This window comes from Aquirufa sp. 5-AUSEE-100C1 (assembly GCF_054558655.1).
Map to the genome: position 1 here is coordinate 362147 of NZ_JBPXKO010000004.1, position 12227 is coordinate 374373.

The 12227-nt window shown below is 43.6% G+C and carries 12 protein-coding genes and 1 riboswitch; of the genes, 6 read left to right on the forward strand and 6 right to left on the reverse strand.

Features of this window, described 5'->3' with window-relative positions; genetic code table 11:
* Window positions 1–11: 11 nt before the first annotated feature.
* A complete protein-coding gene (locus tag ACMH5P_RS11335) occupies window positions 12–488 on the reverse strand; it encodes a ribosome maturation factor RimP (protein ID WP_459494483.1) in 477 nt (158 codons plus the stop codon).
* Between the two features lie 230 nt (window positions 489–718).
* Here ACMH5P_RS11335 and ACMH5P_RS11340 point away from each other — a divergent pair, with 230 nt between their 5' ends.
* Entirely contained in the window at window positions 719–1252 is a 534-nt protein-coding gene (locus tag ACMH5P_RS11340) for a DUF4833 domain-containing protein (protein ID WP_459494484.1), read from the forward strand.
* On the opposite strand, the gene ACMH5P_RS11345 is transcribed toward ACMH5P_RS11340, so the two are convergent.
* Window positions 1249–3177: a TonB-dependent receptor plug domain-containing protein gene (locus ACMH5P_RS11345; protein ID WP_459494485.1), complete on the reverse strand. Its 1929-nt coding sequence runs from the start codon at window positions 3175–3177 to the stop codon at window positions 1249–1251. The genes ACMH5P_RS11340 and ACMH5P_RS11345 overlap by 4 nt on opposite strands.
* Window positions 3178–3252: 75 nt before the next feature.
* Window positions 3253–3446, reverse strand: a riboswitch (cobalamin riboswitch).
* A gap of 80 nt (window positions 3447–3526) precedes the next feature.
* On the opposite strand from ACMH5P_RS11345, the gene ACMH5P_RS11350 reads away from it, so the two are divergent.
* Genes ACMH5P_RS11350 through ACMH5P_RS11360 form a run of 3 tightly spaced genes read left to right on the forward strand, consistent with a single transcriptional unit; the run spans window position 3527 to window position 5369 of the window.
* Window positions 3527–4090 carry a DNA-3-methyladenine glycosylase I gene (locus ACMH5P_RS11350; protein ID WP_459494486.1) on the forward strand — a complete coding sequence of 188 codons (564 nt, stop codon included), beginning with the start codon at window positions 3527–3529 and terminating at the stop codon, window positions 4088–4090.
* Window positions 4091–4092: 2 nt separating this feature from the next.
* Window positions 4093–4827: a polyprenol monophosphomannose synthase gene (locus ACMH5P_RS11355; protein WP_459494487.1), complete on the forward strand. Its 735-nt coding sequence runs from the start codon at window positions 4093–4095 to the stop codon at window positions 4825–4827.
* Window positions 4827–5369, forward strand: a complete 543-nt coding sequence (locus ACMH5P_RS11360; RefSeq protein WP_459494488.1) for a CopD family protein — start codon at window positions 4827–4829, stop codon at window positions 5367–5369. Before ACMH5P_RS11355 ends, ACMH5P_RS11360 begins: the two co-directional genes overlap by 1 nt.
* On the opposite strand, the gene smpB is transcribed toward ACMH5P_RS11360, so the two are convergent.
* From smpB to ACMH5P_RS11380, 4 genes are all read right to left on the reverse strand, one after another.
* Entirely contained in the window at window positions 5359–5820 is a 462-nt protein-coding gene (gene smpB / locus ACMH5P_RS11365; protein WP_459494489.1) for an SsrA-binding protein SmpB, read from the reverse strand. The two genes, ACMH5P_RS11360 and smpB, sit on opposite strands and share 11 nt — an antisense overlap.
* Before the next feature lie 56 nt (window positions 5821–5876).
* Complete coding sequence (locus ACMH5P_RS11370; protein ID WP_459494490.1) at window positions 5877–6467, reverse strand: OmpH/Skp family outer membrane protein; 591 nt, start codon at window positions 6465–6467, stop codon at window positions 5877–5879.
* Between the two features lie 78 nt (window positions 6468–6545).
* A complete protein-coding gene (locus ACMH5P_RS11375; protein ID WP_459494491.1) occupies window positions 6546–6884 on the reverse strand; it encodes a hypothetical protein in 339 nt (112 codons plus the stop codon).
* 5 nt (window positions 6885–6889) lie between these two features.
* Window positions 6890–9316: a penicillin acylase family protein gene (locus ACMH5P_RS11380; protein WP_459494492.1), complete on the reverse strand. Its 2427-nt coding sequence runs from the start codon at window positions 9314–9316 to the stop codon at window positions 6890–6892.
* Between the two features lie 130 nt (window positions 9317–9446).
* Here ACMH5P_RS11380 and ACMH5P_RS11385 point away from each other — a divergent pair, with 130 nt between their 5' ends.
* Together ACMH5P_RS11385 and ACMH5P_RS11390 are read left to right on the forward strand one after the other, a co-directional pair.
* Window positions 9447–10376, forward strand: a complete 930-nt coding sequence (locus ACMH5P_RS11385) for an isoaspartyl peptidase/L-asparaginase family protein (protein ID WP_459494493.1) — start codon at window positions 9447–9449, stop codon at window positions 10374–10376.
* Window positions 10377–10379: 3 nt separating this feature from the next.
* Window positions 10380–12191 (forward strand): glycosyltransferase, encoded by a 1812-nt coding sequence (locus ACMH5P_RS11390; RefSeq protein WP_459494494.1) that lies wholly within the window; start codon window positions 10380–10382, stop codon window positions 12189–12191.
* The last annotated feature ends 36 nt before the right edge of the window (window positions 12192–12227 follow it).

The following is a 12227-nucleotide window of genomic DNA, read 5'->3' on the forward strand; positions in this document are numbered from 1 at the left end:
CTTACGTTTTTTTATTGAAATGAAACTTGTACTCTTATTTTATCTAAATCTTTTAAAGCAAACCAAGTAGGTTCTTTCGCTACCACCTTGCGGTGCTTGACCGTTTTCTCGGTCAACACCTGAATCGAATCCGCCGTGTGCCCCTGCAATGTACCCATCACAGGATCTCCCTCCTTCATCCACACCTTTACCGTACGGCCCAAATTCTTCTCAAATTGCCAGCCCTGTGTCAATGGAAAATCCAAGCCAGGTGACGAAACCTCTAAATTATAGGCCTCCTCAATCCATAAATTTTCCTCGATGTGATGGGCCAACTTTCGGCTCATCAAGGCACAGGCATCAATCGTAATTCCTTCCATGGTATCAACCAGAATGGTAACCAACGAACGTTTGAGACCCTTGCTAATCGACAAATCCACCAAAAATATGGGACCATCGCCAATATACTCCGCAATCCAACCGTTAATCTTCGTCTTTAAATCTTCCATCGATACCCTGAAAACAAAAAGAGGGATTAAAAACCCCTCTTCTTTCTTAAATTTCCTTGGCAAAGGTAGGCATAATTTTCCAAAATGCAATTATATCCCGTAAAATAGCCTGACCGGAGTACCTCAACTGACCTGCAAGTCTAAATTATTTCATTAATTTCGAGGCAAAATTGAAAATATAGATTTACCTAAAGGAACATTTTCAGCTTCTCGATGGTTTTCTGCTAAATATGAAACGAATCCACTTCTTACTATTGCTTAGTTGCGTAAGCATTTCTGCACTTGCTTTCCCCGGAGAACGTTTCCCTACGCCACCTGATTCCCCTAATCGACTCTTTTACATTCAACGGAGTTCTAATGCCAATACAGTCATTTATGACGCTAACCTTTTGCCGAACAAATCCTTAAACCCCAAAGACCCCGTACATACTTATTGGATACGCTACGGTGAAAAAGGTCAAAAGGAAGAGTTGACAACGATTCAGCGAACTTTGGCCTACGGCTTATATACCGACCGAATCAAAATCGAAACGAATTCCTATGAAGGCTATTTCCTAGCTTACCGCAAACGTAAATTTGTTGTCAAACTGGATAGCAAAGGAAACCCAATCGCCCTGTTCCCTATCAACGGTAAATTACAAATCCTCAAACGCGTTTTCGTCAGCGTAGATGAGACACACATGATGCCTACCGTCAATTACATTGAACTATTTGGCAAAGACCAAACAACGGGCAAGGACGTTTATGAGCGTTTCAAACCTTAGAATTTACCCAATAAACTAATTTGCATATTCCTCGGCTGACCCGAATATCCATACAATTCCACAGGCGCCTGATTCAACACGTTTTTTAAGAGAACTTGCACCCGCCATTTGGCAGACAACGCATAGCTCGATTGTAATTCCGTCCATACATATCCATCCAAGACAACCTCCTTCGTTTGATAAGTGGCATCATCAAAATAGTAATCCAATCGATCCCCCACATATTGCGCATAAGCACTGACGGACAACTTGGGACTGATATTTTGACTGATACGAAGTGATAGCTGGTGCTTCGGCCGACGAATCAGCGAGGAATAAGTTGAATCTTTCCCATTTACACGATTCATCATAGTACCATCCAAATAGGTATATCCAAGATCTGCCGTAAATCCCTTTTTGTTGAAAGAAAGCTCCCACTCAACACCTTTCGTTTTTTGCTTCGAAACATTCGCGTAACGTCCATAAGGCTCCACGTCCATCGACTGAAACACGATCCCATCCTGAATATCTTGTTGGAACACCACCCATCGCGTATTCAAAGCTCCCCATTTTTGCTCATAGCCTAACTCCGCCGTTTTTCCTTGTTCAGCCAGCAAATCCTGATTGCCATACGGCGAATACAATTGATACAGGGAGGGTGCTTTGAAGCTGCTATAGTAGTTGGCAAATAATTTCCCTTTCGGAATTAAATAGAGGTACGGATTTAGATGGTAGGTAAAGTTGTTGCCATACAGGGAATGCACATTCCAGCGACCACCCAACTCGATGCCCCATCGATCTGTTTTATGCTTTTCCAAGGTAAAATAGTTCCCTAAAATTTGAAACTTAGCCATGTCTGCTGCGATCGCAGGTGAATCATATCGGCCATAGGAACTCACGGAGAAGTCCGACTGGTCGGTCGTCATACGGCGCAACTCAGCACCGAGTACCCCCTGCATTCCAGCGGGTAATTTCCATTTTACATACGCTTCGGCACCTTGATTAAGACCGACGTAAGCTGATTCGCTATAGTTTGACCAAGCGTTTACAGGAACATCCGTTGAATCATTTCGAAAAAAACGATGCGTGATGTCTTGAAAAAGACGGACAAACAAATCACCTTGAACAAATTGCCGATGATACTGCGCGCGAAATGCATGATTGGATGACTTAACTCGAAAATCGCGGTCATCCGCAAAGGGACCCGCATCTAAATGGGCTTGATAAAATTCGCTCTGATACGAAAAATCAACATCTGCATGGGCACCCAAACTCTTGCCTAGATGAAAACGAATATTTTGTTGGCCCATCCCATCCTTCTCATCCTGCTTATCCGCTGCCGAAAAACCCTGGGTTTGAAAATTTTTCAAAGCTAAGCCAAACTTAACCCCATTCCATACGCGTGTAACTTGTATCGATTCTGAATGTGTACCCAAGCCTCCACCTAGGAGCTGGACTGATGAACCTGATTTTCGAGTAACCAAATTGATGACACCTGCCATCGCATCCGAACCATACAGCGTAGACTGCCCACCCTTGAGAATTTCGATGCGCTCCAAACTCCCCAAATCCATGAGGTTCCAATCCATCACAGAAGAAATATGCGAGGGATCATTGGCCGGAAATCCATCAATTAAAATCAAAACATTACCGGTATTTGCCCCGCGCACATAGACTTCTTGGTTACTACCTGGTGCACTTCGCGCACCTACAATGGAGATACCGACCGATTCCTGTAGAAGTTCTCCTAAATTTTTCCCGGCACTTCGTTGAATCTGTTCCGAAGAAATGATGGAGACCACCTTCCCCGTTTGGCTGAGTTTCGTGGGGTACTTCGAGGCAAGCACCTGTACCTCGGTTAATAAGGAATCCACATGGGACGCATGCAGCGAAGCGACGCAAGCGAGCAAACACGCCGTTAGCAGCGTAAATCGAATGTTAAACATGTTTTTTTGCCCTTTCGGACGATAAAATAAATGGGTAATCGAACGCTCAACTCTGGTGCATCCACCGTACGACAGAGTCAAGAATCATCTAAGGCAGGTCTCCTGACTCGATCCCATTACTTCTCTGCCTTCCCAGCCGAAGCCAGTGACCTGTGTTGAAAAGCTTTTAAGAATCTTACAGTTGCGGGGACAGTTTCAGGTTTCCACTGAATTCCCTATTAAGTATACTGCGCAGATGCGCTGTTTACACCCTAAACTGTTACAAACATACCGATAAACTGATAATAATTCACGCAATTATGGCAATGATTAAAAAAATAGCAATTTTTACATGCTGACAAACTCACCTATGAAGACACCCACTCGCTGCCATTGGCCCGGAAATGATCCGCTCTATATCGCCTACCACGATGAAGAATGGGGCATTCCCGAACACAATGACCAAAAGCTATTTGAACTACTCATTTTGGAGGGATTTCAGTCGGGCCTATCCTGGATAACCATCTTAAGAAAGCGCGAACACTTTCGCCAGGCCTTCGCCAATTTTGATGTAAAAACGTTGAGTCAGTGGGATGACAATCAAATAGCGCAATGTTTAGAAAACCCCTTAATCATTCGAAACCGCCTAAAAATCAATGCGGTTCGCACGAATGCACAGGCATTTATCCAAATTCAGGAAAAATTTGGTAGCTTTGATCGATTTATTTGGGAATATGTCCATCATCAACCCATCACAAATCAATTTCACGAACACCCTGATTTACCTGCCCAAACAGATTTATCTGAACGCATGAGTCGAGATCTCAAAAAACGCGGATTCAAGTTTGTCGGTCCGACCATTTGTTACTCCTTCATGCAAGCAGCGGGACTCGTGAATGACCATTTAACGAGCTGTTTTTGTTATAAAAAATAAATATGAATACGCGGATAGTCATTATTCCGACCTACAACGAGATCGAAAACATCCAAGCCATCATCGAAAAGGTGTTGAGCCTAGAACCCGTTTTTGATATCCTGATCGTGGATGATGGCTCGCCAGATGGAACCGCTGATTGTGTCAAAAAGCTTCAGAAATCACACCCAGACCGTATTCATTTGTTGGAACGTAAGGGAAAACTTGGCTTGGGTACTGCCTACATTGCTGGATTTAAATATGCCCTCTCAAAATCGTACCAGTATATTTTCGAGATGGATGCCGACTTCTCGCATAATCCCGATGATTTAGTCCGTTTATATGCGGCGTGCGCAGAGGATAGCGCCTACATGGCGATTGGTTCGCGGTATATTAATGGGGTGAATGTGGTCAACTGGCCGATTGGCCGCGTATTAATGTCTTACTTTGCTGGATTTTACGTACGCTTCATCACCGGCATGCCGATTCAAGATGCTACCGCAGGCTTTGTTTGCTACCGCAGAAAAGTCCTCGAAACGATTCCGTTGGATGAAATCAAATTCATCGGATATGCCTTCCAAGTAGAAATGAAATTCACCACCTGGAAATATAAATTTAAGATGACCGAGGTACCGATTATTTTCACAGACCGTACGAAAGGGGAAAGTAAAATGTCGGCGAATATCTTTAAAGAGGCAATCTTCGGTGTGATTCAATTGAAAATCAATAGTCTGTTTAAACGCTATCAGGCCAACTAATGGATTACAACTTCCTTAAATCGTTGCACATTATTTTTGTGGTGAGTTGGTTCGCTGGGCTATTTTATTTACCCCGCCTACTGGTCTATCACGTAGAGGCCCAAGATAAAGATGATGCTGCGCGGGAAATTCTCTCGGCCCAATTTGCCAAGATGGAGAAACTGCTTTTCAATGCGATTATGATTCCAGCCATGTGGCTGACTTGGTTGACCGGTCTATCCATGATTTACCTCATTTGGTGGGATCAATTTCAATCACATACCTGGCTGCACTTGAAGCTAGCCTTTGTCGTGGGAATCACCCTCTATCACTTTGTTTGCCGTCACCTGATTCGCAAGTTCCGTGCGGGTGAATTTATCCTTTCTAGTACGCAATTACGCTTATTCAATGAGATTGCGACGATACTATTGGTCGCTGTGGTCTTTTTGGTGATCGCCAAGAATACGTTTGATATGTTACTAGGAATGGGTGGCTTTGTCATTTTTGCCATCGTCATCATGGCTGCCGTTACGATCGTAAAGAAAATTCGATCTAGGACATAGAGCGATCCAAGTCGCGTTTAATATCCTTTTCTTTGATATCGTCTCGTTTATCGAAGGTCTTCTTCCCTTTCGCGAGTGCAATATTCAATTTGGCATAGCCTTTATCTGAAATAAATAAACGAGTCGGGATAATCGTTAATCCCACATTCTTCAATTCCTTTTGTAGCTTCCCCAACTCGCGCTTCGAAAGCAATAATTTGCGATCGCGCAATGGATCATGGTTAAAGTGCGTCCCCTCCTCATACATCGAAATGTGCATGTTGCGCACAAACAATTCATTCTGAAAAAATAGACAATAAGCATCCGTCAGATTGGCTTTTCCTTGTCGGATGGATTTGATTTCGGTACCCGTCAATACAAGCCCAGCCGTGAAGGTATCCAAGAATGCATATTCGAAGGATGCCCGACGGTTTTTAATCTCGACTTGTTTTTGGATTTTATCCTTTGCCATACCTAAACAAAAAAGCCACACAGAAGAACTGCGTGGCTTCTTACGTAATTAAAATCTTATTTCGCTGTCTTCTTAGCTGCGTATTCTTTGTTCAAACCATCCACTAATTTCTGTGTTACATCCACAGAGGGATCTGCGAACAAAATACCACCACCAATTTTAGAATAACCTAAAACGAATTCGTATTTGTTTTCTTTGTTTACCTTCGCGATATACTCACGAATGTTGTTGTACAACTCTTCGTTTTTCTTCGCTTGCTCTTGGCCTAATTCAGCTTGTTTTTGCTGCGAATATTGTTGCAATTCAGCTCCTTTCTTCTTCAAAGTCATGTCAGCAGCTTGTAATTGAGCTTGCGTCATGGCAGAAGCACGTTGTTGAATCGCTTGCAATTCAGCTTGCAAAGCACGCTCTTTTTGGCCTAAATCAACTTGTAAGCGATATCCTTTATTTTCAAACTCCTTCTGAGCGTCTTTGTAAAACTGATAGTTTGTCAATAGCGAGTCAGAATTCACAAACACAATGCGTTTGCCTTCTGCGGTTACGCCGGCAGCTCCAGCACTAGTACTTGTTGAAGGCTTAATATATGAATATGCAACAACTACTGTCAAAATGGCTAACCAAACGTAAGAGATACTTGAATTTTTCACGGGTTTAATTTTAATTATATGTGGAATTAATTGTAAAGATACTATCTATGTCTTGATTGTCCTAAATTTTTAGAAATTCTATCGCAAACGCGCCCCAGCCCAAGACCAGAAGCCCAAAAGAATTCCCCCAATAAGTCCAGTCACCACATAAAGCAAACCGACTTGACCTTGTAAGGGCAACAAGTTTGCCATCCGTTCAGGCAATGCACTTGGGGTATTGCTGTTCATCCAAAAAGCCGCTAAGGCCCAAAGTAAAAATCCAGCAATAAATCCTGTGCGAAAGGATGTTTTTATGGGAAATTTTAAAAGGAAAGCGAGTAAGCCTGCTTGAACTCCCATGACATACCAAGGAAGATATAAGCCCACTAAAGCGCCAACAGAAATAAGTATGATAATACGTAACGTTATACTTTGCATGTTTTCTAGTTTGATAAAGTTAATTTCTTACGAATTCGATTCGAGGATTGATTAGGCGTATCCATGAACAATAAGGGTTTTAATTCCCCTTTCGCCCAAGTATCAATCAAGTCATCATAATGACTACTTCCTGGGTTGCCCGACTGACCTCCTGGATAAATTCCGTATCCTTTGGGATTGCCGGTTTTGGACAACTCAACAATAAAGCGCCAAGAAGGTCCTGTTTTTGTTGTCGCGGCATTCACAATCGAACCACCTCCACCAATTGGAATATGCAAACGACTCAAAGCATCCATACCCGGAATCAAGTGGCGAACACCGGTCTGTTTATGTTTTGCCCATGCCCACTCTGGCCCCATTGGACCATGTTTTTTGACCAAAGTATCCAATGTCGCCTTGAAGGATGTTTCAATAATTTGATCCATGGACTCTTTAACATTCTTAGTCTTGACATTGTCCCACCATCGAGCCTGCGCCTCATGTTCAATTAAATGGATGGTCCGATCAATAGCAGGACGATTCATTGGAATTTTTTCATTCGAATCGAACTCATCATCCCATAAAAACGATTGTAAATTCAATACCCACGTTTCAAAAATCGTCGCACCGATGGACTCAGGAGCATTTTGCAAGTTCCAATTTTTAACAACATCCAAAGCTTTCTCTTTTGATTTCACTGAACGTAACAACAAAGGCAATAATTTTCGTGCACGTATGTTATAGTTATCATTCTGTAACCCACGTAGCGAATCGATCGTCACCTTTTGCATCGCCGTCAAACGCTCATTGATTCGACGTCCACGTTCCGATGGCGCATATTGCCAACCCAAATAATACGGATACGATGGATCCGTCGAAAATTGATTCGCTGAACTCACAAAACCCCGAGCTGGATTCTTCACATGTGGATTGTGTGCCTGCGGAATAAAACCTTTCCAGTCGGCCGCCGCATCCGTCCCATCCATCAAATATTTACCTTGTAATTTCGACTTCAACGGAAACTTACCGTTTACCCAAAGTGCGATGTCTCCCTCATTGCTCGCAAATACAAAGTTTTGCGCCGGAGCTGAATAATAGCGTAAAGCCTCAGTATAATCTGTATAATTTTTTGCACGGTTCAGACGGTAAAAGGTCGTCAACTCCTGTGATTTCTCATGAGCGATCCAACGCAACGCATGACCAACGGGAATATTCGACTTAAACGCTTTTTCATGGCTCAGATAAACGACAGGTCCGTGATGCGTAAAGAATACGGTATCCACGAAATCCTTTCCGCCTTTAATTTTAAAGGTTTCAATGCGCAATTTGGTTTTCTTCCATTGCCCATCATGCCAATACTCCAATTTGTTCGCATCCTTGAATTTAACTTGATACCAATCCAAGACATCCGAGCCGACATTGGTCACCCCCCAAGCAATATTTTTGTTAAATCCGGTAATCACGTTGGGCGTTCCCGGCATCGTAGAACCATATACATTGACGCCCGGTGCAACCAATTGAACTTGGTACCAGATAGAAGGTAGTGATAGCGATAAATGTGGGTCATTGGCCAATATAGGCATCCCGGAAACCGTTTTATTTCCAGAAACTGCCCAGTTATTTGAACCAATATTCGGATCTTTCTCTGGCGTTCGCATCGCGCTACCTAAACCGATAAAGTCTTTAGGCGCGGCTGGAATAGGGACAGGTTTAAAGTCGACCGGACTGCCTGTCGGAATAATCGGACTTTCTTCAAACGGATAATTCGGGAATAGGTCCTCAGCTACCTCACGTCCGTATTGACGAAGAATATTGGTCATCTTTAAATCATCCGTACCTGAAGCCAGCACGAAGGACATATTCTTTAGAAACAAGGCACTCTTAATGGGTGTCCAAGGTTCTGGCTTGTAGTTTAATAATTTGTATTCGAGCGGCAAATCGCGGTCCGACAAACTCGCTATGTAAGCATTAATACCATCCGAATAGGCTTCTAGAGCCACTTTGGCTTGCGGATCTTGTTTCATCCCCTCAAAAGATTGCTCGGCACCATAAACCGAACCCATGCGGCGCTGAAACTGGTCGGAAGCTAAACCCTTCTCACCTACAATCTCCGAAATTCGCCCACCAGCAAAATGCGTTTGAAACTCCATTTGCCAAAGACGATCTTTGGCCGTAATGTAGCCTTGAGCTAGATACAAATCGTGATCGTTTTCTGCGAAAATATGCGGAATACCCATCTCATCATACACGACTTTCACGGGTTTTAAAAGACCGGGAATAGCTAAATTTTCCTCGCTAATTTCTTCGGTGCTTGCCTTTTCAGCATTCACCCAAAAACCATGAAAAGGACTTAATAATTTACCAAAAGGCGGAAGGGTTCCCCAAGAATTATCCCATCCGATGGTGACTAAAAGGGCCAACAAGAGAGGGAAAACAGATTTAATAAATTTCATTTGTTGATCGGGTGATTAGAATAATAATTTTTCGAAGATTTTTTTCTATTTTAGAAAGACAATTTTACGCAATAGTTAAACAATCAACAAATAAATTATCTTTAAATAAATTTCGCTTAACCCAACTCCTATGAAGAGAAGATCATTTTTACAGACGGCCGGCATGCTAGGTGTTGCTAGTACAGTGAAGACGAAAAATCCCGAACCCGTCATCATCGCGACATGGAAAAACGAAGGTGGAACCAAGGCAGGTTTTGAAAAAATATTGCAGACAGGTAAAGCCTTAGACGGTGTCGAGGCGGGAGCCTGGGTACCTGAGGCAGATCCCAACGAGACGACCGTCGGATACGGGGGCTATCCCGATCGAGACGGTCACGTAACCTTGGATGCCTGCATCATGGATCACCAAGGAAATGCGGGGTCTGTCACCTTTTTGGAAGGATTTATGCATCCAATTTCCGTGGCGCGTGCTGTCATGGAAAAGACACCACACGTCATGCTTTCCGGCGAAGGAGCTGCTCAGTTTGCACTATCCCAAGGATTCAAGAAACAAGATTTATTAACCGAGAAATCGCGTAAGGCTTGGGAGGAGTGGAAAAAGGTCGCGAAATACGAACCTAAAGTCAACATTGAACGCCACGATACCATCGGTCTGCTTGCATTAGGTAAGGCAGGTGAAATTGCCGGAGCTTGTTCCACAAGTGGCATGGCGTTTAAAATGCACGGTCGGGTAGGCGATTCGCCAATCATCGGAGGAGCCGTATTTTGCGACGATGAAGTGGGTGGTGCCTGCGCGACAGGATTGGGGGAATTTGTCATGAAGACGCTTGGTTCATTTTTGATTGTGGAATTTATGCGACAAGGCATGAGTCCTCAGCAAGCCTGTGAGGCTGCCATCATGCGCATCGTCAAACGATATAAATATCAAGAATTTCAAGTGGGTTATTTAGCCCTCAATAAACAAGGCGAAGTGGGTGCCTATTCCATTCAAAAAGGATTTAGCTACACCATTACCCGAAACGGAATTACCCAAGTCATTGAGAGTGCCTCATACATGTAGTTTATGGAGAAGAAAGTAGTCGAAAAGAAAAAGTTTTTAGTCGAAGTCGCCTGGGAAACCTGTAATCAGGTAGGGGGAATTTACACAGTCATCCGAACCAAGGTTCCTTCCATGGTCGAAAAATGGGGAGAAGATTATCTTTTACTTGGACCCTATTTCCCACAAACGGCCGCGGCGGAATTTGAGGCATTGCCTGTTACCGAAGATACGCCCGTGGAACGCGCGATTTTAGCGATGCGCGAAAAGGGCCTTCAAGTACATTACGGAAACTGGTTGATCACGGGCAAACCGAAAATCGTCTTATTTGACATCGCCTCGATGTACGACCAGGTGGATGAAATCAAAGGACGCATATGGGATAACCACAAAATTTCCACCTTGGGCGTGGAGGAATTGGTGAATCAAACCATCGCTTTGGGGGAATTGATTCGTATTTTCTTAAGCCATTTAGCCAGCGAAAATAAAGCCAAGAAGGATATCGTGGTACATTTCCACGAATGGATGGCCTCAACCTGCTTGCCCGATTTAAAGAAGGATAAGGTTAAAATTTCCACCGTATTTACGACCCATGCAACGATGCTCGGGCGCTATTTAGCTGGCAATGTTCCAAATTTCTACGATGTGTTGGATACCTTCGATTGGCATAAGGAAGCCGTTCACTATGGCATCGAGGCGCAAGCTTCGTTCGAACGTGCAGCAGCGCAGAAGGCCGATGTGCTCACGACCGTTTCCGATATCACGGCAAAAGAATGCGTCGCCTTTTTAGGTCGAATTCCGGAATTAATCCTTCCCAATGGCTTGAATATTCAGCGTTTTGCCGCGATGCACGAGCATCAAAATCTACACTCACTTTACAAGAAGCGCATCTCCGATTTTGTGATGGGGCATTTCTTCCAAAACCAAGCTTTTGATCTTGACCAAACGCTATACTTATTTACATCGGGACGTTTTGAATATTCCAACAAAGGATATGACATCACCTTGGATGCCTTGGAGATTTTAAATCGAAAAATGAAGGAGGCAGGATCGAAAAAAACGGTCATCATGTTCTTCATCACGAAACAGCCCTATCATTCGATTGATCCCGAGGTATTGCATTCGCGTGCAGTCTTGGATGAGATCCGTGAAAACTGCCAGGCTATCCAAAAAGAGGTTGGTGAGAAATTATTCGAAGCAGCAGCCTCCTCAAACGATTTGCAATTACCCGATTTGAACCAATTTGTGGATGAATATTGGCGACTACGCCTTCGTCGGACGGTACAAACTTGGAAAACGAAATCCCGTCCCAAAGTAGTAACTCATCTTTTAAAGCAAGAAGATGACATCATCCGAAACCTACACCGGACGCAATTATTGAATAATGCCGACGATAAAGTGAAGGTAGTGTATCACCCCGATTTCATTGTTTCCACCAATCCGCTCTTTGGATTGGATTACGGACAGTTCGTTCGCGGATGCCACTTAGGTGTTTTCCCATCTTACTACGAACCATGGGGCTATACGCCACTCGAATGTATGGCACGTGGCGTACCGACGGTAACTTCCGATTTATCGGGTTTTGGCGACTATATGATGCAAATCATGCGCGACTATGAACAATGGGGCGTAAGTGTGGTAAATCGTAAGACGCAGAATTACCAGGAGTCGGCCGAGCAATTAGCTAACATGCTCTTCAAATTTACCCAACAGAGCCAACGAGATCGGATTACCCAACGTAACCGCGTGGAAAGTATCGCAGATACCTTTGACTGGTCGAACCTACGAGGTTATTACGACACGGCTCATGAATTAGCCGTGATAAAGAAACGTAAATAGAATAGTATCCTTTGGCAATCCTTCAGGGTTTGCCAA